The sequence below is a fragment of the Cloacibacillus evryensis DSM 19522 genome (genome assembly GCF_000585335.1).
Lineage (GTDB): Bacteria > Synergistota > Synergistia > Synergistales > Synergistaceae > Cloacibacillus > Cloacibacillus evryensis.
This window is the reverse complement of record NZ_KK073872.1, coordinates 2,816,755-2,838,933: the sequence shown is the minus strand read 5'-3', so window position 1 is coordinate 2,838,933 and position 22,179 is coordinate 2,816,755. Positions and strand designations below refer to the sequence as shown.

The following is a 22,179-nucleotide window of genomic DNA, read 5'->3' as shown; positions in this document are numbered from 1 at the left end:
ATCGGCGTTTGCCATTCACTTCCGGCGCCTTCAGGTTTGCTCCGCCGCCGTTTATAAATCAAACCAAACGCCGCTCCGGCTTGCAGGCCAAAGCGGCGGAAGGGCGCGGCATAAAACCGCCGGTTTCACATTTAATTTGTTCACCAGAAATGCGGCGGAGGTAAAGCAAACGATCCGGACCGTTGAAAAACATTGGCCCGGATCGTCGGATAATTAATTTTTACTTATCGTAGTATCTTCGTTTGCAGGACTACCTCTTTTTCCCGTAAAACATCGGCACGAGCGCGAGCCCGAGGAGCGCCAGCGCGCCGAAGCCGCCGTTGCATCCGCTGCTTGAACTGCCGGATTTCGGCTCTGTCGCCGCGTTGGTGGCTACCGCCACGGGGTCGATCACGCTGCCGGCCGTCGCGTCGAGGTCGAAGTCGCCGTTGTCGGCTACGAATATTACCAGCGTATAGGTCGAAGCCTTCGCGACCTTATCCGTCAGGGCGAGGCTCTTGCCGTCAGCGTCTTTGAGCGTGAAGGTCTTGTCCGCGTAGCCTGCCGCCGCGGAGGCATAGCTGAACTGTCCGCCCTTGCCGTCTGCCAGGACCTTGATCACCTTGACGTCTCCCGCGATTGTGTTTTCCTCAGCGCCCAACTGTTCGCCGGTCATCGTGAAGGCGAGGGCGGCCACGTTATTTGCCGTTACCGCAGCCTTTACGATCGGAAGCAGGGCCACGCTCTGCGGCGCGACTGTCGCGTCGGCGGATATCACTTCTTCAAGCGCGCTCTTGGCAAGCACGGGGCTGATCGTGAGTTTGCCGTCGGCGGTGGCGACGAGGTTCTTTTCCTCGATCTTTGTCGCGCTAACTACGGCGGCTTTACCTTCCTCGGTAGCTTCCGTAATGGCCGGCGTCGCCGCCTCTACGTTCTCCGGTTTGCCTTCTTCTTTATTGACGGGGTTGTTTTCTTTATTTACCGTCCCCGGGGCGACGGGGGCAGGCGTCGGCGTGACGGGATCGGGCGACGCAGGGTCGGTGACGGTCACCGTGCAGGCGGCCGAGGTATGGAGCCCATTCGCGGTGATGACGGTGATGCCGGCTTTAACGGCCGTTACCGTGCCGTCCTTGACGGTGGCGACGGCTGTGTCGCTGCTCTCCCAGGTTATGCTGTCTTTTTTATCATTTCTGACCGAGAGCTTGCCTGTCGCGCCGATGGCGAGTTCCATCTTGGAAGGCGTTACGACGACGTATTCAGCGGTGCGTACTGTGACTGTACAGCTTGCGACTGAGCCGCTTTTGATTCCTGTGGCGGTGACGTTAGCTGTGCCATCTTTTTTGGCGGTGATTTTGCCGGAATCGTCGACGGTCACGATGTCCTTGTTGGCTGAAGTCCAGGTGTAAGTATCGGTAACCTCACTGTCGGCCTCCAATTGGTAAGTCGGCGCTATACCGAGGATGAGTTCCACCTCTGTCGGCGTCACGGAGATATTTGCCCGGCGCACGGTAACGACGCAGGGGGCGGACTTAAAGCCGCTCACGCTGCCCGTAGCGGTGACGTTGGCCGTGCCTAAGCCGATGGCGGTGATCTTGCCGGAATCGTCTACTGTTACAATGTCAGTCTTGTCTGAATTCCATGTGACGCTCTCGGCGGCATCGCACGTTGCCGTAAGCTGTTTCGCGGGCGAGATGTTGAGAATAAATTCCTCGGTGAGCGGCGTTACTTCGACGGGGTTCGCCGCGCGTACATTAACCGCGCAGGTTCCGACGGAGAGGCTCTTTTTGCCCTTTGCGGTGACATCGGCCGAACCCACTGCCAGAGCTGTGATATTGCCCTTCTGGTCGACGCTCACGACTTCGGTATTGTTGGAACTCCATTCGAGCTCCTCTTCAAAATCGCTGGAAGCCGCCAGTGCGGCTGTCTGTGAAATGTTAAGGACGAGTTCTTTAGTGTTTGGCGTCATGGTGATCTTTGCCCGACTCACGGTGACTGCACAGGTATCAGAGAAACCGCTTGTTTTGCCGGTGGCCGTGACGTTAGCTTTACCCTCTTTTACGGCAGTGACTGTGCCGGAATTGTCTACGGTCACAATGCTACCATCGCTGGACTGCCACGTGACGCTCTCGGCTTTATCGCACGATGCCGTAAGCTGCGCTGTCGGCGAGGCATTGAGAACGAGGTTTACTGAGGCGGGTGACACGGTGACTGGGCCGGCTTTACGCACGGTAACTTGGCAGGTTCCAGAAGCGCCGCTTACGGTTTCTCTCGCGGTCACATCGGCCGAACCCACTGCCAGCGCGGTGATGTTGCCCGTCTGGTCAACGCTCACGATGGTGGGCGTAGAGGATTCCCATTTGAAAGTTGCTCCAGTTTTATTGCTGGTTGGCTCCAGTTTTGCCGTTTTCTTTAACTGGGTGTTGAGCCAAAGCTCAATGCTTTCCGGTGCCACATTAACGTATACTTGCTCTACGACATATTTACCGTCTTTTTCAACGATGACGTACTTCTCCCTGTCCGCGACATAAGCGCTCGGATTGCTGCTGTAGCTGCCGCCGGTGAGGGAAATATCGATGTTTTCGGCATCTTCAAGTAACAGAGCCTGATCTCCGCCGCGGAAGGAACCGCCGCTAATCTCAATTTTATTGACCTTGTTATCGCCGACTGTTATCTTAGAAAATACAGCGCATGCTTTGGTACTTTCCAGTTCTGCCTTTCCGGAAATATCTACGTTTATATCTCCCGTATAGCTTTCATTTGATATTAGCGATATTGCGCATGCAGTAACCACGGAACCATTACTGCTGTCCGGATATTTTTCTGGTTTTGCTCCTGTTGCTTTAATAACGCCGCCAGTCATAACTAGTTTGCCGGCTTTAAGCTGTACGCCGTCGTACCCAGTGATGGTTCCGCCGCTGATTTTTAAGACGCCATCCTGCGGATGATATATCGCGCATCCGCTTTCTTTGTTGCTATCTAAAATTGGGCCTCCCTCAACCTTTCCACTGTTGATATTGATGGTTGTGCCACCATTTTCCGGCCTTCCGTTACCTTGGATTGCCGCGGCTCCTATTTTTTGCGAGGCTATGATTTCGCCTCCATTTAGGTTGAGCGTAGCTCCTTTACCGCAGACGTACACGGTATAATAGCCACTCTCAGAATGGATTTTTACTCCTGTATTGATTGTTAATACTGAATCCACGGATGATTTTTCAGCCGTAGGTTCTGGTCCTGTATTGCCGTATACAAGCAGCTTATTGCCGTATATTTTTGCCCCGTAGTCTTGGACAACCGTGAGAGTAATTCCTCCGGTAATAGCGGCGGTATTATTAAGTGTCAAATTGCCGCCTTTCATAGTGGTCTCGTCCCCAACGCTTATATCATAAGATGTAAATATTGTATGACCGGCCACGTCCAAGGTGACCTTTTGGTCTGTGCTAAGTGCGCCTGTGAGTGTCAAGTCTTCCGTTAACTGATACTCGCCACCCTTTGCGAACGCTTCCTTTAGGCCTTCTACATCCGAGATTGATGTTGCCGCCCATGCTCCCGACGCGAATACCATTACCAGCGCCGCTACTAAAAACGTGATGATTCCCTTTTTCCCAAATTTCAACAATTTCACCACACCTTTCTTTCAAAATACTAAATTTTTCTACCCGTTCACGAAGAAACAGCCGCTTTGAGGGATGTATTTATCGACGCACCTCCTCTTTGTGTATCTTGGGAGGTGCGCAAAGATAAAACGGCACACGCCTGTCTGCGGCGCGTCCAATTTGGAGACGGGGCTGAAATTTTTCCGGGCCGCATGGCGGCGTGGCGCGGCTGGCGCGCCTTTGTCTGAAAGAACGACTAGCGGATGTGTTTGATGAATGAATACAAGTAGAGAACACGCGGGGGGGGGGTAATGTTATTTGTAATATTTACCGCAAAACCTGTTCGCATCACTCCGCCCCCCTCTTTTTGATAAAGAAAACGCCGCCGACATATACAGCCGGCGACGTCCTGATGGGACCTTTGAAGGTAACTGGCTGTCATCCCTGACGGGGTAAGACCCTATAGTTTTGCGTGCTCCGTCTTTCAACGGGCTTGCCTTTTACTTTTTTGTGTGTTCATAATCAAATACTGCCTGTTAAAATCTTTTATACATACTAGTATCATTTTAATTTATGGTCAATTAACTAGTAAATGAAAAAGTTAGCGTTATTTATCTCGCCTTGTTAAAAAGTATAAAATTTTAACAAAAAAATGAGGAGAGCGGCGCCTCTCCGGCAGAGGTAAAGCAAACGATCCGGGCCGTTGAAAAACAGCGGCCCGGATCGTCGGATAATTAATTTTTACTTATCGTAGTATCTTCGCTTACAGGACTACCTCTTTTTCCCGTAAAACATCGGCACAAGCGCGAGCCCGAGGAGCGCCAGCGCGCCGAAGCCGCCGTTGCATCCGCTGCTTGAACTGCCGGATTTCGGCTCTGTCGCCGCGTTCGTGGCTATCGCTATCGGGTCTATGACGGAGCCCTCCGCCTTGTCGAGGTCGAATTTTCCGCCGTCTTTGATGAACACTATCAGAGTGTATTCGTTGGCCGGTATGACGTTGTCCGTCAGGACCAGGTTGTTGCCGTCCGCGTCTTTGAGCGTGAAGTGTTCGTCAGCGTAGGCGTCGGGCGTCGCGGCGTATTGGAACACGCCGCCCGTTCCATTTGCGAATACCTTGACGAGAGTTATGTCACTGACGACGCTGTTTTCCTGCGCGCCGAGCTCTTTGCCTGTCATCTTGAAGGCGAGCGCCGCCGTCTTTTCTTTCTCAACCGCAGCCGTTACTATCGGAAGTGCGGCTATGGTTTGCGGCTGTACTGTATTATCGTTGGACTTCACTTCTTCTACTGCCTGCTTCGCCAGGACGGGGCTGATGGCGATAAGACCGTCGGAGGTGGACACAAGGTTAGTGGACGCGATGCCTGACTTCTCTGCCAGGTTGGCCTTGTTCTCCGTCGTGGCTTCGGTCGCGGCAGGGGTGGCGGGCTTCACTTCATTGGGAACGCCTTCGTCGTCGTTTATCGGGTTGTTCTTTTCGTCAATTGTGCTTGGGGTCACCGGCGTCGGTGTGGGCGTGGGGGCAGGGGTCTCCGGGTCGGTTACCGTGACGGTGCAGCCCGCGTTGTTGCCGCTCAATTTGCCAGTCGCCGTGATCACAGCTATGCCGGCTTTGACCGCCGTTACCGTCCCGTCTTTGACCGTGGCTACCGTCCCGTCGCTTGTGCTCCACGTTACAGTTTCATACGTGTCATAGCTGGTGATTACAGTGCCGGTCTTGCCGATTTCGATGCTGAGTGTGGGCGGGAGGACCGTTACGGCCTTCGGTGTCTCCACCGTGACGGTGCAGGAGGCGGTTCCCTCTCCGCGCGCGCCCGTGGCAGTGATGTTGGTCTTGCCGGCCGCCAGCGCCGTGATTTCACCGGTGGCCGCATTCACCTTAGCCACCTTTTCATTGTCGGAGACGAAGCTGACGCTTTCGCTGATGTCGCTCGCCGCTTTGACGGTCGCCGTTGCTGCCGGTTTGAGGGTTATTTCCGTCTTGTCGAGCGTGACGACGGATTTGTTCACCGTCACGCTGCTGGCGGTGGATTTGCCGCTCTGCGCCGTTGCGGTGATCGTGGCTGTCCCGGGCTTGACCCCTCTGACTTTGCCGTTTGTTGTTACCGTGGCAATCTCCGGTTTGTCAGAGGCCCATTTCGTTATCTTGTCTTCTGGGTCGCAGGTAACGGTGAGGCTCTTTTCTTCATCCACTTTGACGTCGAAGCTGGCGGGTGTAACCACCACATCGCCGGGCTCGGCGACGATCACTTTTATCGTCTTTACGCCTTCGCCCTTCACGCCCGTGGCCGTGACGTCGGCGCTGCCCGCGCTGACGCCGGTGACTATGCCGGAGGTTTCGCCGACCTTAGCGATGGATGCGTCGCTTGTCGTCCATGTAAAGGTCTCGGTGATGTCGCTGGAGGCGGTGATGGGCTTGGACTCAGAGTCTGTCCTGAGCGTGAGGACGAGGTTGCCGTCGCGCAGGTCGCCGTTTATCGTGACATTAGACTTATTGACGGTTATTGTGCTGGTCCCCGTTTTGCCGCTTGCCCCTGTCGCAGTGATGACTGCGTCGCCGGGCTTGAGCGCCGTTACTGTGGCGCTGTCGCCGCTGCCGCTGACCGTAGCGACAGCAGTATTGCCAGAGGTCCAGCCGGTTATCTTGTCTTTGCCGTCATGGGCCGCTTCCAGTTGTTTTGTTTCGCCTACTTTTATCGCCGCGGAAGAAGGGGATACAGTAACGTCGTCGGCGTCCCTTACGGTGACGTAACAGGAACCGACGAGGTTGCTTGTTTTGCCTGTTGCTGTGATCGTTGCGCGCCCGACGTTAATTGGGGTGACCTTTCCGTCCTGGTCCACTGAAACATAGCCCAAATTGCTCGACTTCCATGTGAATTCTTCATCGATGTCGCTCTGCGCGGTGAGTTTCGCCGAAGTGTCGAGCTTATACGTGAGCGTCAGGTTGTCAGGGGAGGCTGTGACGGGTCTTGTTACAACGCAAAGCTCGGTTCTCTCTGCGTTGAATGCAGCGTAGAGGATGCCCGTCGCTTCGGAGGTATCAATTGTCACATCGGAAGGCGCGGCGTTGCTGAACTTCATGGGCGTGAGCTTGCCCGTGCTTGACCATGCGCCTGTGAGTTTAAGTTCCTTCGCCCCGCCGAGGCTCGAAAGCGTCAGCTCCGTGCCGTTGGCGATCTCGACTCTGTCCATCTCCTTTATTTTAGCGTCGGAGAAGTCGGCTTTCACGTTGTCGAAGACAAGGACGGAATCGCCGAGGACGGAGGTGGTGTAAAAGGCGTCATTGTCGTTCTTGTCATAGGGCTTATCGTTATCATCGCGCAGAATTCCCTGACCCGTTATGTTCCCGGCAAACACGCCCTTCTCAATATCCGCGAAAGTTATCGTGGCATTCCCACCGACCGCGGCGCTGCCAGAGCCGGTCCGCTTTCCGCCGGCGATTATCCAGGCGTCTTTTGTCAGAGCCTTGAGCCCGGCGTCTCCGATGATCGCGATGTTCGTATTGCCCTCGACGTCGGCGTTGCCGCCGGCGCGGCCCAGGCCGCCGCCGACCAGTAAGTCGATGCCGCCGCCGCCCTTTACCGCGACCGACGTGTTCCCCTTGACGATGGCGCGGCTGCCTTCACCCCAACTGACTCCGCCGCCGCCAAGATAGTGGCTGAAGGAGCTGAAATCCGCGCTCGTCACCTCTACATAGACGTCTTTTGAGACAACGGCCTCGGCGGTTTTCCCCCAACTTGACGGGCCGGCCGTTACGGCGCCGACTTTGCCCTGCCTCAGATAGACCGCAACGCTTTCCGTCGCCGCATACGTGTGGCCGCTGTTTGCCACGGAATTATTGCCGCCCCATATCTGCTCGACTCTCGCGTTCGGGTTGTCTATTATCAGTGTCGCCTTGCCCTTTAAGATGCCGCGTGCCGTTTCATCGGCTTTTAATCCGTTGGCGACGATATGCAGGCCGCCGTTCGCGCCGATCCCGTCTCCAACCTCACAGGAGGCGCTGATCTCCACAGTGCTGTCGCCGTTGACGGTAAGGGCGCCGGCTTTATCTATCATCGCCGCTCCGCTCGCCTTCAAATAACAAGCATTTCCGAGGGCTCCGTTGATCGTCAGTTTCGTATTCCCCGTGACGGTGCCGCCGTTCGGGCTTCCTGCCAGGATTATTGATTGCTGGGCGCCTGGAGCGCCTCCATACGCATACATGATCGAATCGTCCGCCGCGTTGACCGTGAGGCTGGAGTTGCCCGTCACATTCGAGCCGTCGCCTCCGGCGAAAAACTGCACCTTGCCCTGGGTATACAGCTCCGCCTGCCAGTCCAGGACAAGCGAGGAGTCTCCGGCGACGTCGCCGCTCGCCCCGTATATGACAAAGTTTTTGTCTGAACGATCGCTCTCGGATGTTCCCTCTTTCCCTGTAAGGGTAAGTTTATTGCTCCCGTTAGCGTACGGCGAGAGTATGTCGTTGGTTGCGACATCTTCCTTTAATGCCTTACTGTCGCCCGAATTGTAAGCGATGCCGCCCGCCCACGCCGTGCCGACCATTATAAAGATTGTGATAAGAAACGACGCAAGAGTCCTTTTTTTGTATAATTTCAACAATTTAACCACACCTTTCTCCTTCAATCATATCCAAAATAACATTACGCAGAAACCACGCAAATCTTGTCGGCCGGCGTCCGTGTAGTATCTGTCCGCATGACGGACGGTGCGCCGTGGCCGCTAGGATGCCGTCGTTTTTTCAACATCGCAGATTGAAGGCCACGTCGCAGCCGTCCCAGGTTTTTGGGCTGCATGACGGTATATATAGACGGCTGGCGTGCCGCTGTTTGATGAAATGACTAACGGATGTGTTTAGATGTGCAGATACATACAGACAACATGGGGGGGGTAATGTTATTTGTAATATTTACCGCAAAACCTGTTCGCATCACTTCGCCCCCCTCTTTTTGATAAAGAAAACGCCGCCGGTATATACAGCCGGCGACGTCCTGATGGGACCTTTGAAGGTAACTGGCTGTCATCCCTGACGGGGTAAGACCCTATAGTTTTGCGTGCTCCGTTTTTCAACGGGCTTGCCTTTTACTTTTTTGTGTGTTCATAATCAAACATTATTAGCTTAAATCTTTCGTTCATTCTAGCATGGTTTTAATATATGGTCAATTAAACGATAAATGAAGGAATTTGCGTTATTTATCTCGTTTTAATGTTATTTGTCCCATTTTTGCTTAAAATCTGGTTTTAAGCTAAAAACACTGTATTTACGGCTAAATTTACCATCGATGAGTTATTCAGGGTATCGTTTCTTTCACTTATGTATGATTTTTTTTAGCATACTCGGAGTATCTGTCGATATCACTGTTTGGATTTAACCCAGCGCTACGTCGAGCACCATCATCACCGCGAAGCCGATGAGGAATCCCGTCGTCGCGATGTCGCCGTTGCCGGATGCCTGGGACTCGGGGACCGTCTCTTCGACGACTACGAAGATCATCGCGCCGGCGGCGAAGGCGAGCGCGTAGGGCAGCAGCGGGCGCGCTATATAGACGAGCAGCGCGCCGATGAAGGCGAATATCGGTTCGACGATCGCCGAGAGCTGGCCGTAGAAGAAGGCTTTGGAGCGGGTAAGTCCCTCGCGGCGCAGCGGCATCGAGACGGCCAGCCCCTCGGGGAAGTTTTGCAGTCCCATGCCGAGCGCGAGCGCGATCGCCCCGGCGACCGTCGCCTGGGGCAGCATCCCTATCGCTCCGAAGGCGACGCCGACGGCGAGCCCCTCGGGAATGTTGTGCAGCGTTATCGCCAGTACGAGCAGCGTCGTGCGGCGCAGAGTGGAGGGCGGCCCGTCCGGATGCGTCTCCGCCATCGCGGGGTGGAGGTGCGGCATGACCATGTCGAGCAGGCGCAGCGCTCCGCCGCCCGCGAGGAATCCGATCACCGGCGGCAGCCATCCGGGGTAGCCGAGCTCTTCCGATATTTCTATCGCTGGTGCGAGCAGCGACCAGTAGCTCGCCGCGATCATCACGCCGCCGGCAAAACCAAGCATGACGTCGAGCAGTTTTTGACTCGGGCGTTTGGCGAAGAATACGCCCGCCGCCCCAAGCGCCGTCACGCCCCAGGTGAAAATCCCCGCCATTAAAGCCTGTAGCGGCGCCGGCTGTGAAACGAACCAATCCATTTATCTGCCTCCAAAATAAAATTATTCTACTTTGCATCAAGATTATACATCACCCTGTAAGGCGAGGCAAATCGGTAAATCGGTAAATCGGCGTTTATAAGCGCGATTTGCGTCATAAAACGGGGGCTCCGAATCCTCGCCGTATACAAATACGGCTCCGGTATCGGAGCCCCCATTTTATTTAGCAACTCGCACTTCTAAACGCCGATTTACGCCGATTTACATTTTATCGTCCCCCCTGATGACGCGCTCCCACGCGCGTTTTAGGGCCGCCGCCGCGCCGTTGATGTCTTCCTCGGGGATGCCGGCGAAGGAGAGCAGGATATTGTCTCTCCCGGCGTCGACTTTTACTCCCTCCATGAGCGCCGCCTGCCGCATTTTTTCCGCCTTGCCGCAGAGGGGAAGCGTGAATGACGTCGATGTTTCGAGCAGCCGCCATTCAAACGCGGCGCCGAAAGCGGAGCCCAGCGCCTCGGAGAGCAGGCGGCTTTTGCGCAGGTATGTCTTTCGGCAGCGCCGCAGGTGGCGTTCGAGATGTCCCTCGCGGATGTATTCGGCCAGCGCGAGCTGCTCGATTTTACTAGATGTCGGATCGTAGAAGCCGGCCGCCGCCGCGCAGCTCTCCGCGAGCCGCGCCGGAAGCGCCATGTAGGCGACGCGCACCGAGGGCAGCAGCAGCTGCGAGAAGCTGCCGATGTAGACGACGTTTTCCGGCGCGAGCGGCTGCATCGCCGGGATCGGGCGCGCAAGGTAGCGCAGCTCGCCGTTATAGTCGTCTTCGACGATAAGGCGGCCGTTCTCGCGCGCCCATTCCGCGAGCGCGCCTCTGCGCCGGGTCCTCTGCGCGAGAGTGCGCAGCGGGCGCTTTGAAGCTATTTCCACGAAGATGTCGGCATCGTAGAGCCGCGAGACTGTCTCAGGCGATTCCGGAACGACGGAGACCTCCCAGCCGTAATCGCGCAGCACCCGTTCTCCCTGTTCAAAGCCGGGGCTCTCAAGCACCGCGCGCCCTCCGCCGCCAAGCGCGCGGCAGAGCAGCGAGAGTAACTGCTGGGTGCCGGAGGCGGTGATGATTTCACCGGCGCCGCATTTCACGCCGCGAGCGCGGTAGGCGTAGGCGGCGAGCTGGCGGCGCAGCTCCGGTTCGCCGCAGGGATCGCCGCGCGAGGTGATCTCATCCTCGCGTTTGAGCGCGGAGCGCAGGCAGCGCCGCCACGCGGAGATGTCCGTGTTTTTTGCGTCTATCCTGCCGGAGCTGAGGTCATACCGCGCTTCAGTGATGCTTGCGGCCTTGACGCCGCGCCGCGCGCCGCCTCCGCTCCTGCGCGGCGCGGTGAAGCAGCCGCTCTTCGGGCGGCTTACGATGTATCCGTCGAGGTGGAGCCGCTCGTATGCGTTTTCGACCGGCGACCGGCTGACGGAGAGTCCCGCCGCGAGTTCGCGTATGGAAGGGAGCCTCGTAAGCGGCGCGATCCTCCCGCCGTCCACCGCGGCGGCGAACTGTTCGTATATCTGCCGCCAGAGCGCCGTATCGCTGCCGTTTTCTATGCGTATGAAGTCGAAGATCATTTGTTCTCCTCATCTGTCATCTTAAAATAAATAATATTTGTCCATTGAAGCAATGACAAATATATCATATAACAACATCACACAGCTGTGAAGTTTTTTAGGATGAGTTGGAGGAAGAAAAAAGATGGACAACATGGAACAGATAAAATTGAACCGCGACCTGGCGAAGATGCTCAAGGGCGGCGTCATTATGGACGTCACCACGCCGGAACAGGCGAAGGTCGCCGAGGCGGCGGGGGCCTGCGCGGTGATGGCGCTGGAGCGCATTCCGGCGGATATCCGCGCGGCGGGCGGCGTTTCGCGCATGAGCGATCCGAAGATGATCAAGGGCATCCAGCAGGCCGTCAGCATTCCCGTGATGGCGAAGTGCCGTATCGGCCACATCGCGGAGGCGCGCATCCTCGAGGCGATCGAGATAGATTACATCGACGAGAGCGAAGTCCTGAGCCCAGCCGACGATACCTATCACATCGACAAGACGCAGTTCCGCGTGCCCTTCGTCTGCGGCGCGCGTAACCTTTCGGAGGCGCTGCGCCGCATAGAGGAGGGGGCGACGATGATCCGCACGAAGGGCGAACCGGGGACCGGCGACGTCGTGCAGGCCGTGCGCCACATGCGCGCGATGCAGGCGGAGATCGCGCGCGTGGTATCGATGCGCGCCGACGAGCTCTTTGAGGCGGCGAAGGAATTGCAGGTCCCCTGCGCGCTGCTGCGCGAGGTCCACGACACGGGCAGGCTGCCGGTCGTCAACTTCGCGGCGGGCGGCGTGGCGACTCCCGCCGACGCGGCGCTGATGATGCTGCTTGGCGCGGAGGGTGTCTTTGTCGGCAGCGGCATCTTCAAGTCCGGCGATCCGGAAAAGCGGGCGGCGGCAATCGTCAAGGCCGTCACGAATTATGATGATCCGGGAATATTGGCGGCAATATCGGAGGATCTCGGCGGCGCGATGGTCGGCATCAACGAGAGCGAGATTGCCGTGCTGATGGCGGAGCGCGGAAAATAATGAAGCGCGTCGGAGTCTGCGCTGTGCAGGGAGCCTTCGCGGAGCACCGCGCGATGCTTGAACGCATCGGCGCGGAGGCCGCCGGGATACGCGGGCGCGCCGATCTCAAGGGGCTCGACGCGCTGATCCTGCCCGGCGGAGAGAGCACGGCGCAGGGAAAGCTGCTGCGCGAACTGGGGCTCTTCGAGCCGATGGAAAGGATGATCGCGGACGGCCTCCCCGTCTACGGCACCTGCGCGGGGATGATCCTGCTCGCGAAAAATATCGAAAACGACGGACGCCGCCACTTCGCGGCGATGGACATCACCGTGCGCCGCAACGGCTACGGCCGTCAGCTTGGCAGTTTCATCGCGCGCGGGGAGTTCGCGGGCATGAAGGGGGTCGAAATGCCCTTCATCCGCGCGCCCTATATCTCGGCAGCGGGGGAGGGCGTTGAGGTCCTCTCCGAGCACGAAGGGCTGATCACGGCGGCGCGTGAGAAAAACATGCTAGTCACCGCCTTTCATCCCGAGGTCACCGGAGACGAGCGAGTGCACAGGTATTTTCTCGCGATGATTTAGCCGGCGGGATGTATTTTTTTTAAAATAATTTAAGCGGGACGAGGCCTCCGTTAGGGAGCATTCACTTAGGGATTTACAATAGCAGGTAAATTTTGAGTGACACCTTCAAGCGGGTGCAACAGAAAATGGCCATGCAAGAGTAGAAATGTTCAAGCATGGTCATTTTTTATACTGTGTATTTCATTGTCGTATCATGATCAAATCTGTCCGAAATATCGTGTTTTTATTGGACTCTCACTAACATGATTCCGGATGGGGGTGGGACAGTTGTGCGTCTAAAACAGACTTTACACGGTAACCCACGGAAATAATGACATCAAGATTATAATAATCGACATTATAATCTTTTCCATCAGCAGCAGTGTAGGCAAATTTTGCCCACACTGAATCTTTAACCAGTTCTCCTTCTTTAAACGCATTACGCACATGTTTTCCGATAACACTGCGGTCACGCTGAAATAATTCTGCCATCTGGTCAATGGACAGCCATACGGTATCCTTATCAAAGGTTGCTTCTATTTTTGTCGTACCATCATCAGTGGTGTACATGACGATATCTGTATTAGGTTTGTTGTTCAAGAAATACCATCCTTATGTTTTTATTCTGAAACTTCGCACTAGCAAAACATCGCACGCACCTTGAAAACTCAATATTTTCAGGCCAAAAAGAAGCGGCATGAGTCCTTTTCTGCCATGATTTTATCGTCGAAAACAAAACCGCAGGAGGGCCTCATGCCATGAATAGAATAGCATATGAAGACACAAAAGAAAATGAACTTATAACAACCATCGACGCTTTCTTCAGGAATTGTGAGCTTTCAAAACTTCTGAGGCGTTCCAACGTTTACAAGGAAAAGGGGATACAGTCTGTCTTACTGTTCCATAAACTTTTCGAGCTTTTGTTTTTACACCGAGGCCTGTTTGAGGAACTTAAAAGGTCTGATCTATGCGCCAAAGATACGTTTTACAGATTTCTCAATTCTACGAGCATCAACTGGCTCAATTTTACGACGGTGCTGGCGGCAAAGATCGTAACATGCTTTCTTGAAAGACTTACCTCGAAAGAACGTGTGAACGTCTTCATCATCGACGATACGACTTACGAAAAGCAGCACTGCCGCAAGGCGGGGCCTTATCCAAATGTGAATCCAGGCGTAATACATTGATTGTTTCCCTAAAGAGCGCCATCCCGCCGAACGGAGAAAATCTGCTTTGAGAAGTTTCGACGCACACCTGGATTTTTGTGGTTTGGAGAACTTGGAGATTAAGGGAAAAACGTCCCTCTTGGCACTACCTAAAAATCTTAATTCGTTAAGAATCTCGCTTGATAAAGTCGATAAAATAAAAATACCTAATAGAAGAAAAGAGAGACAAGAGTTTTTATCTCTTGTCTCTCTTTTCTTGCCTCTATTTGTATGGCGGACAAAATATAATACGGTCACTTATAATTGGGGCGACAGTATTTATTCTTTAATAGTAAATAAGATATTATGTGGGCAAAGGTAGATCAATTACGGCAGTCGTTGTCCCTCCCTATATGAAGAAAGGCCGGAGGCTGTCGTTATGACGCGCCTCCGGCCTCCCGTTCGTTCTATTACAGTAATGTTATCCGAGGATTTTTTTCAGATCCGCCTCCGGCGTGCCGATGGGGGCGATGTTGTAGTGTTCGACAAGGAAGTTGAGCACGTTCGGCGAGACGAAGGCCGGGAGCGTCGGGCCGAGCAGGATGTTCCTTATCCCGAGGTGGAGCAGCGTCAGCAGGATGCAGACGGCCTTTTGTTCATACCATGAGAGTACGAGCGTGAGCGGCAGGTCGTTGACGCCGCATTTGAATGCCTCCGAGAGCGCCACGGCGACGCGGATCGCGCTGTAAGCGTCGTTGCACTGTCCCATGTCCATGATGCGCGGGAAGCCGCCGATCGTACCGAGGTCGAGGTCGTTGAAGCGGTACTTGCCGCAGGCGAGCGTGAGGATTATCGTGTCCGCGGGGCTCTTCTCAACGAACTCCGTGTAGTAGTTGCGTCCGGGTTTCGCGCCGTCGCAGCCGCCGACGAGGAAGAAGCGGCGTATCGCTCCCGATTTTACCGCCTCCACGACCTTATCCGCGGCGGCGAGCACCGCGCCGTGGCCGAAGCCGGTCACGGTATGGCCGCCGCCGTTGATGCCCGTAAAGCTCTTATCCCCGCTCCAGCCGCCGAGCTCAATGGCTTTGGCGATGACGGGGGCGAAATCTTTGTCCTCGCCGATGTGGACCAGACCGGGATAGGAGACCACTTCGGTGGTGAAGACGCGGTCCGCGTACGAGGGCTTGACCGGCATCAGGCAGTTCGTGGTGAAGAGTATCGGCGCGGGTACGCCGTCGAACTCCCGCTGCTGGTTCTGCCAGGCGGTGCCGAAATTGCCTTTGAGGTGCGGGTACTTTTTCAGTTCCGGGTAGGCGTGCGCCGGCAGCATTTCACCGTGCGTGTAGATATTGACGCCCTTGCCCGCGCTCTGGTCAAGCAGCAGTTTCAGGTCGCGCAGGTCGTGGCCGCTGATGACGATGAAGGGGCCCTTTTCGACCTTAAAAGATACGGTGGTCGGTTCCGGCGTCCCAAAGGTGCCGGTGTTCGCCCTGTCTAGCAGCTCCATGCAGCGGAGGTTGACCTCCCCCGTTTTAAGGACGAGCGGCAGCAGCGCATCCATCGTATTTTCGCGTCCTATCGCGGCGAGCGCCTCGTAAAAGAAGTCGTTGACCTCCCTGTCGCTATAGCCGAGGACCATCGCGTGGTAGGCGTAGGCCGCCATGCCGCGCAGCCCGAAGAGGATCAGTGATTTTAGCGAGCGGACGTCCTCGTCCGCATCCCACAGCCCCCTCACGTCATACTCGCCGCATCCGCAGCCGCACGAACATCCCGCGAGCTTCTGTTCCTCGGCCCGCACCTTGCCGGTCATTTCTTTTACGGTGCCGCTGTCGAAGTTTACGTTAGTCACCGTGGTGAAGAGCCCCGCGAGCATCGCCCTGTCCGCGCTCTCCGACGGGCTTTTCCCGTTCGCGGCGCGCGCAAGGCCGATCAGGGCCCCTGTCAGCTCATCCTGCAGCAGCGCCGTATCCGCCGGTTTGCCGCAGACGCCCGCCCTTCCCATGCAGCCTTTGCCGCCGGCCGTCTGTTCGCATTGAAAACAAAACATCTTCTCTTCCATGATTATCTCTCCCTTCATGATTTGCGGAGCCACCGGTCATAGTGCCGTCCGCGCCGGTCCTAATCGATGATCTCTCCCTCTACGGAGATGGTTGCGACCTGCCAGGGAATGAATTTCCCGCTGGCCTGCAGCGCCTTCTTCACCGCCGCCTCGATGCCGCCGCAGCACGGCACCTCCATACGCACGACGGTAACGCTTTTGATATCGTTGTTCTTCAGTATTTCAGTAAGCTTTTCCGAATAGTCGCCGGCGTCGAGCTTCGGGCAGCCGACCAGCGTCACGTGGTTCTTGATGAACCGCTCGTGGAAATCGGCGCGCGCGAAGGCCGTGCAGTCGGCGGCGACGAGCAGCTTTGCCCCGTCGAAATAGGGCGCGTTTACGGGGACCAATTTTATCTGGACCGGCCACTGCGAGAGCCGTGAAGCGGCCTGGGGACGGCAGGCTTCCGCCTCTGTCTCCCGCTCCATGCGTGTGATCCCGCGCGAGTGAGTCCCCGGGCAGCCGCAGGGCAGGCTGCCGCCTGCCGTCCTCTTCGCGGCTATATTTGCCGACGCCGCCTCTTTGTCATAGGCCGCCGCCTCACGCTCCACGAAGGTGATCGCTCCGGCGGGGCAGGCGGGCAGGCAGTCCCCGAGACCGTCGCAGTAATCGTCGCGCATCAGCTTCGCCTTGCCGCCTACCATCGCGATCGCGCCCTCGTGGCAGGCGTCGGCGCAGGCGCCGCAGCCGTTGCATTTTGTTTCGTCTATCTCGATTATTCTCCTTAACATCGCTTTTCCTCCCAAACCTGTTTATCTTCAATATTTATTTTTATTGATTTTCTGGCTCTCTTGCTTTTACGTTTAGAGGATACTACAATAAATATAATGAATCGGTTGTATAAACAACAAAAAGGAGAAATATGAAAAAATATCTTGAGACGATAAAAAAATCACCGCTCTTCAAAGGTATAGAGGAGAGTGAGATCGAGGCGATGCTCGGCTGCCTTTCGGTGAAGGCGAGAAAATATGCGCGGCACGAGTTCGTGATGCGTTTCGGCGACAGCACCGAGGCTATCGGAATGGTGCTGAGCGGCTCCGTCCACATTGTCAAGGAAGACTTCTGGGGCAACAGGAACATCGTGACGGAGATCGGGCCCGGACAGATATTCGCCGAAAGCTACGCCTGTACGCCCGGCGCCGCGCTCGGCGTCAGCGTCGTGGCCGCCGAGGCCGCCGCGGTTATGTTTATGAACGTGCGCCGCGTCCTCACGACTTGCAGTTCCGCCTGTGAATTCCACTCGCGGCTGCTTAGAAACCTGCTCTCCGTCCTCGCCGAAAAGAATCTGCGCTTCAACGACAAACTCACGCACATGGCGCAGCGCACCACCCGCCAGAAGCTGCTCTCCTATCTCTCCGCCGAGTCTATGCGCCTCGGAAGCCCTGAGTTCGATATAACCTTCAACCGCCAGCAGCTCGCCGACTATCTCTCCGTAGACCGCAGCGCGATGTCGGGCGAGCTTTCCAAAATGCGAGACGAGGGGCTGCTCGATTTTTATAAGAGCCATTTTCGCCTCAGACAAGGCTGAGCCGCGGGAGGCATTCCTTTTGTCCGTATACGGCGGCGCTTTAAGCCCCGTCATTTATGACAAAAGCCCCGTCCGCGAAGCTGGAGGCGCTCGCTGGCGGGGCTTTTGCCGGCTTTAACGCTATTTCTTTTCCTCTTTATGGCGGTGGATGTGTGTCTCGATCTTCTCCTTGTCGTCGTGCAAATGGTCTTTCAGATGATCGTAGTGATCGTCGAACCATTTCTTCGTACGCTGCCAGAGGTCGTCCTTCTTTCCGGAAAGGCGGTCTGCCATCGCGTGGATGTCTTCCGCGTGCGACTTCGCGAACTTTTCGTCATACGGGCCGGTGTGAGCCTCGAGCATATCCAGGCTTTTCTTGATCTCTTCGTCGTTCTTTACTGCCATCTTTATTTCCCCCTTGAATGGTATTTTTAGATTGCTGTCGTCAGATACCTGTTTCCGGCGTATATCACATGCAGCATCTTCTCAAATGAGGGAGCCGCCAACAAGGCCAATATACCTAGGAAGGGCGGCGTGAATGGCTTAAATCGCTTTATGACGGCACGATTTAGTGAAAAGAGCGGCGATGAAAGGTTTTAAGGGCCGTTTTTTTAGTTTAAGCGGGGCGGCCGGCGCGATTGCGGAGCAGTTATCCGCTTACTGTTGTATAATTTCGTGAGATTGGGGGCTTTTAATGATGTATTCCAGCGAAAAGACGGAAAGATGGTTCAACGATTACGTTGATTCATTCAGGATAGAGGGAGAGCTCGCCCGGATGCAGGAGCTCAAGAGAAGGCACAGCTTCCGCGTGCAGCGGCTGGCCTCGGCGATCGCCGAGTCGCTTGAATGGCGCGAGGAGAATGACGCCTGGCTTGCCCACGCCGTGGGGCTGCTGCACGACACGGCGAGGTTTTCCCAATACCGTGATTATCAGACCTTTCAGGACAGCGCGAGTTTCGACCACGGCGATCGCGGAGCGGAGATACTGGCCGGACTCTTTGACTGGGAGGGCATCGATAGGGGCGATAAAGAGAAAGTGCTGGCGGCGGTGCGCCACCATAACAAGATCGAAATACCGGCCGACGTGCCGCTCTCGATCTACCGCTGGTGCGCCCTCATACGCGACGCGGACAAGATAGACGTCTTCCGCATGGTGCAGAGCCGCATTGACAACGGCACCGTATATGAGATGCTGCCGCGCCATAAAAAGGTCAGCGGGCTTTCGCCCGCGCTCGTGGAAGAGGTCCGCGCCACGGGACGCGGTTCTTACGCCAACGCGCGTTCGCTGCAGGACTACCGGCTGATACAGCTTACCTGGGCGCTTGACCTGAATTATCCGGTCTCGGTCGTTACGCTGAAAGAAGAGGGGATATTCCGGCGGATAGCCGACGATCTCAAAGAATACCCGGTCGCCGACGTGGTCGGCGGCTTGATGAAAAAGATCGACGAGTTTTAGGGAACAGATCTCAACATCTGAAAAATCGCAGCGCGGGAGGGCCCGCGGCGAAGCGAAATATTGCGGGAGGGCCGAGGGCGAGGGTAAATATGGCGGCATAAAGAAAACGGCGCTTATGCGCGCCGTTTTCTATTCGAACATATCTTTGCCGACGCCGCAGACGGGGCAGACCCAATCGTCTGGGATGTCCTCAAAGGCTGTGCCGGGGGCTATCCCGGAATCGGGATCGCCGGCTTCGGGATCATATACATAACCGCATACGGTGCAGACGTACTTTTTCATAAATTTCTCTCTCCTTTGGTTTATTTAAGATTTTTAACCTTAAAAAACTAAGAATGATTATAACAGTTTTAATTTAATTTTAAATACTGTAAAAACACTGATTTAGTTTTTTCGTTAATCTTTCGGCTCCGTCTTCCGTGACGAGGTAGTCGTCCTCCAGCCTCATGCCTCCGAAGCCCGGTATATAGAGTCCCGGTTCGATGGTCACGACGTCCCCGGCCCGCAGGATGTCGTCGCGCCTCGGCGATAGCAGCGGGGCCTCGTGTATCTCAAGGCCGAACCCGTGGCCGAGGCTGTGGGTAAAGCAGCCGTCTTTGCCCTCGGCGGCGAATATTTCCACGGCTCTTTTGTGAACGCCGGCGCCGGAGACGCCGGCGCGCAGCATCGCCGCCGTCTCGTTATGCGCCCTGCGCAGCAGCTCGTGCATCTCCGCGGCCTCTCCGCTTGGTTTCCCGATGGAAAAATTTCTCGTAATGTCGCAAAAATAGCCGTTCCAGCGCGCGCCGTAGTCTACGGTGACCCACTCTCCCGCCTCCATCGTCTTTTCGCTCGCGCGCCCGTGCGGCATGACGCTGCGAAGGCCGGAGGCGACGATCATGTCGAAGCCGGGACCGCCTCCGAGGAGGCTTATCTTGTAGTTGAGCAGCGCTTCAAAGGCCTTTTCCGTCATTCCGGGCTTCGCGCAGTCGAGCGTCTCCAGGAAGGCTTCGGCGCCGATCGCGGCGGCCCTCTTTATCTCTTCCACCTCTCCCGCGTCCTTTTCGCGGCGGAGTTCTCTCATGACGGCGCCGCCGTCGCGCCAGCGTCCGCCTGCCGAGGATAATTTTTCCCAGGTGCCGTGGAAAGTCTTGCCGGCCTCGCAGAGTATCTCCCGCGAGCCATGCCTTTTGAGGTTTTCCGTCAGGTCGTCCTCGAGGCTCGTCTTCTGCTCAAGGACTCTATGCGGCGATTGTTCCCGTCCCTGCGCGGCGTAACGCCCGTCGAGCGTCAGTTCTGCCTCGCCGTCCGCGTAGACCGCCAGCGAGCCGGCCGTTCCGCGGAAGCCGCTCATGTAGAACAGGCTCTCCCAGTTCGTATCTTCGTCGTTGACGATGACGAAGGCATCCGCTCCCCGCGCTCTGAGCTCTTTCGCGAGCCGCTCGGTGCGGCGCAGGATGTCAGCGCGCATCTTTTTTCTCCATTTTGAGCAGGCGCCAGAGTTCTTCCTTCGGTTCGGGAAGGGGCGTTTCGAGCCTGCCGCCCATGCGCCCCGCGACCGCCGATTCGATCCCCGCCGCCTCAAGAGCGGAGCGCGCGGCCTTCGCATAGCGTTCCGGCACTGCCGCGAGCATGCTGCCGGAGGCGATCAGGTGCAGGGGATCGAAGTCCAGCTCTTTAGCGGCGCGGCGCGTCAGCGGATGTATCGCCAGCGCTTCGCGGTCCAGCTCGGCTTTGAGGCCGCAGAGCGAACATATTTCATCGAGGCCGCCCATGAAGCCGCCCTCGGTAGGGTCGTGCATGAATTTCGCATAGGGGCGCAGCAGGCGGGACTCCGCGAGCACCGAGGTCATCTCCGACCATGAGAGTATCTCGGCGATCTCATCCTCGCTCATGAAGGGCGCGAGCAGGTCAGGGCGGTCGAGTGCCAATATCGACATGCCCTCGATGCCGAGATGTTTCGTCACGATCAGCAGATCGCCCTCCGAGATGTCGGTCGCGCGCATCACCCTGTCGGCGGTGCCGACGAGCGCGCCCATGATCACGGGGCGGTCGTAGCGGTCGTTGAACTCCGTATGTCCGCCGGCGACGGCGATGCCCTGCGCCCGGCATTCCTCGTCGATCTCGCTCATGATGCGCGCCGCGCCCTCTTCGCCGAGGGAGGGCGGCAGGATCAGCGTCACCGTAAGGTAGGCGGGGTCGCCGCCCTTGGAGGCGATGTCGTTGGAGTTTATTCTCACGAGCAGCCGCCCCGCGCCGCTTTCGGCGCCGACGATCGGGTCGGAGGCGAAGACCATATATTTCCCTTCCGGCCATTTGATGACGGCGGCGTCCTCGCCGACTCCGGGGCCGATCAGCACCTCGGGGCGCGGCGCGCCGACGTAAGAAAGGACGTTGCGCTTGAGCGCCTCGGGCGAGAGTTTTCCCGAAGGGAGTTTTGTTTTCGGTTTGTCTGTCATTTCGCTCACCTCTGGTCAGTGGTCTTTTTATATGTCCGTTCAGGTTTCCGGAGGAATAGTCCCTGATAGCAAAAGCCAACCCCCGCGCGCGAGGCCCGGGAGAGGTCTCTCCGAATCAGTTTGTCCTATGATTATAACTCTATGTTCTTTGAAAAAATACAGCCGCAGTAGTTCTGCCGGTAGAGGCCGAGCTCTTTGCTTATCTCAACGGATCGCTTGAAGCCATCCGCCTTGCGCCAGACCCTTTCCACCCATACGAGGCCTCGGGCGGCGGCGGCGCGGGCGCCGATCTCGTTGATCAGGTTCACGTCCTTGTGCGGGCTGATGGTGAGCGTCGTGCAGAGATGAGTGAATCCGCCCCGCGCCCCCCATTCGGCGGCGGAGGCGAGCTGCGTCTCGAAGCATCTTCGGCAGCGCGCGCCGCGCTCAGGTTCTTGTTCGAGGCCGCGCACCGCTTCAAACCACGGTCCCGGCGCATAGTCCGCCAGGAATACCTCCGCGCCTGTGTGCCCGGCCAGCGCGGAGACCGCCGCCGCCCTCCGGTCATATTCCTCGCGAGGGTGGATGTTGCCGCCGTAAAAATAGCCGGCGGTCTCGCAGCCCTCGCCGATCAGCGAGGGCCACGGGACTGTGGCGTCAGGCGCGCAGCATATGTGCAGCAGGAGCCTTTTCTCGTTCAATCC

17 protein-coding genes and 2 riboswitches are annotated in these 22,179 nt (G+C 56.7%); of the genes, 5 read left to right on the top strand and 12 right to left on the bottom strand.

From position 1 onward, the window contains the following. Nucleotides 1–250: 250 nt before the first annotated feature. The 4 genes from CLOEV_RS12715 to CLOEV_RS12700 form a co-directional block, all read right to left on the bottom strand. On the bottom strand, nucleotides 251–2,770 hold the full coding sequence (locus tag CLOEV_RS12715) for an Ig-like domain-containing protein (protein WP_034444155.1): 2,520 nt from the start codon (nucleotides 2,768–2,770) through the stop codon (nucleotides 251–253). Nucleotides 2,771–3,995: 1,225 nt separating this feature from the next. Further along, nucleotides 3,996–4,080, bottom strand: a riboswitch (cyclic di-GMP riboswitch). A 263-nt stretch (nucleotides 4,081–4,343) separates the two neighbouring features. Beyond that, a complete protein-coding gene (locus CLOEV_RS16150) occupies nucleotides 4,344–8,165 on the bottom strand; it encodes an Ig-like domain-containing protein (protein WP_051485078.1) in 3,822 nt (1,273 codons plus the stop codon). Between the two features lie 406 nt (nucleotides 8,166–8,571). Then, nucleotides 8,572–8,656: riboswitch (cyclic di-GMP riboswitch) on the bottom strand. Nucleotides 8,657–8,934: 278 nt separating this feature from the next. Beyond that, on the bottom strand, nucleotides 8,935–9,741 hold the full coding sequence (locus CLOEV_RS12705; RefSeq protein WP_034444151.1) for a ZIP family metal transporter: 807 nt from the start codon (nucleotides 9,739–9,741) through the stop codon (nucleotides 8,935–8,937). Between the two features lie 219 nt (nucleotides 9,742–9,960). Next, nucleotides 9,961–11,310, bottom strand: coding sequence for an aminotransferase-like domain-containing protein (locus tag CLOEV_RS12700; protein ID WP_051485077.1), 1,350 nt, complete (start codon nucleotides 11,308–11,310; stop codon nucleotides 9,961–9,963). A 124-nt stretch (nucleotides 11,311–11,434) separates the two neighbouring features. Here CLOEV_RS12700 and pdxS point away from each other — a divergent pair, with 124 nt between their 5' ends. Both pdxS and pdxT read left to right on the top strand, forming a co-directional pair. Continuing rightward, nucleotides 11,435–12,313 (top strand): pyridoxal 5'-phosphate synthase lyase subunit PdxS, encoded by an 879-nt coding sequence (gene pdxS, locus CLOEV_RS12695; protein WP_008713506.1) that lies wholly within the window; start codon nucleotides 11,435–11,437, stop codon nucleotides 12,311–12,313. Next, nucleotides 12,313–12,873: a pyridoxal 5'-phosphate synthase glutaminase subunit PdxT gene (pdxT, locus tag CLOEV_RS12690; protein WP_034444147.1), complete on the top strand. Its 561-nt coding sequence runs from the start codon at nucleotides 12,313–12,315 to the stop codon at nucleotides 12,871–12,873. The genes pdxS and pdxT overlap by 1 nt, the downstream gene beginning before the upstream one ends. A gap of 237 nt (nucleotides 12,874–13,110) precedes the next feature. Here the strand turns inward: pdxT and rhuM are convergent, their stop codons facing one another. Further along, complete coding sequence (gene rhuM, locus CLOEV_RS12685) at nucleotides 13,111–13,452, bottom strand: RhuM family protein (RefSeq protein WP_218915524.1); 342 nt, start codon at nucleotides 13,450–13,452, stop codon at nucleotides 13,111–13,113. A 158-nt stretch (nucleotides 13,453–13,610) separates the two neighbouring features. Here rhuM and CLOEV_RS12680 point away from each other — a divergent pair, with 158 nt between their 5' ends. Beyond that, complete coding sequence (locus tag CLOEV_RS12680) at nucleotides 13,611–14,039, top strand: hypothetical protein (RefSeq protein ID WP_034444144.1); 429 nt, start codon at nucleotides 13,611–13,613, stop codon at nucleotides 14,037–14,039. A gap of 439 nt (nucleotides 14,040–14,478) precedes the next feature. Here the strand turns inward: CLOEV_RS12680 and hcp are convergent, their stop codons facing one another. Continuing rightward, nucleotides 14,479–16,056, bottom strand: coding sequence for a hydroxylamine reductase (hcp, locus tag CLOEV_RS12675; protein ID WP_174401624.1), 1,578 nt, complete (start codon nucleotides 16,054–16,056; stop codon nucleotides 14,479–14,481). Nucleotides 16,057–16,115: 59 nt separating this feature from the next. After that, on the bottom strand, nucleotides 16,116–16,826 hold the full coding sequence (locus tag CLOEV_RS12670) for a 4Fe-4S binding protein (RefSeq protein ID WP_034444141.1): 711 nt from the start codon (nucleotides 16,824–16,826) through the stop codon (nucleotides 16,116–16,118). A 131-nt stretch (nucleotides 16,827–16,957) separates the two neighbouring features. Here CLOEV_RS12670 and CLOEV_RS12665 point away from each other — a divergent pair, with 131 nt between their 5' ends. Then, entirely contained in the window at nucleotides 16,958–17,623 is a 666-nt protein-coding gene (locus tag CLOEV_RS12665; protein ID WP_008713498.1) for a Crp/Fnr family transcriptional regulator, read from the top strand. A 120-nt stretch (nucleotides 17,624–17,743) separates the two neighbouring features. On the opposite strand, the gene CLOEV_RS12660 is transcribed toward CLOEV_RS12665, so the two are convergent. After that, nucleotides 17,744–18,007, bottom strand: a complete 264-nt coding sequence (locus CLOEV_RS12660) for a hypothetical protein (protein WP_034444138.1) — start codon at nucleotides 18,005–18,007, stop codon at nucleotides 17,744–17,746. Nucleotides 18,008–18,296: 289 nt separating this feature from the next. On the opposite strand from CLOEV_RS12660, the gene CLOEV_RS12655 reads away from it, so the two are divergent. Then, nucleotides 18,297–19,058 carry an HD domain-containing protein gene (locus CLOEV_RS12655; RefSeq protein ID WP_084482389.1) on the top strand — a complete coding sequence of 254 codons (762 nt, stop codon included), beginning with the start codon at nucleotides 18,297–18,299 and terminating at the stop codon, nucleotides 19,056–19,058. Nucleotides 19,059–19,187: 129 nt separating this feature from the next. On the opposite strand, the gene rd is transcribed toward CLOEV_RS12655, so the two are convergent. The 4 genes from rd to CLOEV_RS12635 form a co-directional block, all read right to left on the bottom strand. Beyond that, on the bottom strand, nucleotides 19,188–19,340 hold the full coding sequence (gene rd, locus CLOEV_RS12650; RefSeq protein WP_008713493.1) for a rubredoxin: 153 nt from the start codon (nucleotides 19,338–19,340) through the stop codon (nucleotides 19,188–19,190). Nucleotides 19,341–19,419: 79 nt separating this feature from the next. Further along, entirely contained in the window at nucleotides 19,420–20,508 is a 1,089-nt protein-coding gene (locus CLOEV_RS12645) for a M24 family metallopeptidase (RefSeq protein ID WP_034444136.1), read from the bottom strand. Then, entirely contained in the window at nucleotides 20,498–21,496 is a 999-nt protein-coding gene (locus tag CLOEV_RS12640; protein ID WP_008713489.1) for an AIR synthase related protein, read from the bottom strand. The genes CLOEV_RS12645 and CLOEV_RS12640 overlap by 11 nt, the downstream gene beginning before the upstream one ends. Nucleotides 21,497–21,627: 131 nt before the next feature. Beyond that, a complete protein-coding gene (locus CLOEV_RS12635) occupies nucleotides 21,628–22,176 on the bottom strand; it encodes an epoxyqueuosine reductase QueH (RefSeq protein ID WP_034444133.1) in 549 nt (182 codons plus the stop codon). Nucleotides 22,177–22,179: the final 3 nt, after the last annotated feature.

Excerpts from the sequence above, each read along its gene's own strand:
- CLOEV_RS12705 (WP_034444151.1), bottom strand. The coding sequence starts at position 9,741 with ATGGATTGGTTCGTTTCACAGCCGGCGCCGCTACAGGCTTTAATGGCG.
- CLOEV_RS12700 (WP_051485077.1), bottom strand. The coding sequence starts at position 11,310 with ATGATCTTCGACTTCATACGCATAGAAAACGGCAGCGATACGGCGCTC.
- pdxS (WP_008713506.1), top strand. The coding sequence starts at position 11,435 with ATGGACAACATGGAACAGATAAAATTGAACCGCGACCTGGCGAAGATG.
- pdxT (WP_034444147.1), top strand. The coding sequence starts at position 12,313 with ATGAAGCGCGTCGGAGTCTGCGCTGTGCAGGGAGCCTTCGCGGAGCAC.
- CLOEV_RS12680 (WP_034444144.1), top strand. The coding sequence starts at position 13,611 with ATGAATAGAATAGCATATGAAGACACAAAAGAAAATGAACTTATAACA.
- hcp (WP_174401624.1), bottom strand. The coding sequence starts at position 16,056 with ATGGAAGAGAAGATGTTTTGTTTTCAATGCGAACAGACGGCCGGCGGC.
- CLOEV_RS12670 (WP_034444141.1), bottom strand. The coding sequence starts at position 16,826 with ATGTTAAGGAGAATAATCGAGATAGACGAAACAAAATGCAACGGCTGC.
- CLOEV_RS12665 (WP_008713498.1), top strand. The coding sequence starts at position 16,958 with ATGAAAAAATATCTTGAGACGATAAAAAAATCACCGCTCTTCAAAGGT.
- CLOEV_RS12660 (WP_034444138.1), bottom strand. The coding sequence starts at position 18,007 with ATGGCAGTAAAGAACGACGAAGAGATCAAGAAAAGCCTGGATATGCTC.
- CLOEV_RS12655 (WP_084482389.1), top strand. The coding sequence starts at position 18,297 with ATGATGTATTCCAGCGAAAAGACGGAAAGATGGTTCAACGATTACGTT.
- rd (WP_008713493.1), bottom strand. The coding sequence starts at position 19,340 with ATGAAAAAGTACGTCTGCACCGTATGCGGTTATGTATATGATCCCGAA.
- CLOEV_RS12645 (WP_034444136.1), bottom strand. The coding sequence starts at position 20,508 with ATGCGCGCTGACATCCTGCGCCGCACCGAGCGGCTCGCGAAAGAGCTC.
- CLOEV_RS12640 (WP_008713489.1), bottom strand. The coding sequence starts at position 21,496 with ATGACAGACAAACCGAAAACAAAACTCCCTTCGGGAAAACTCTCGCCC.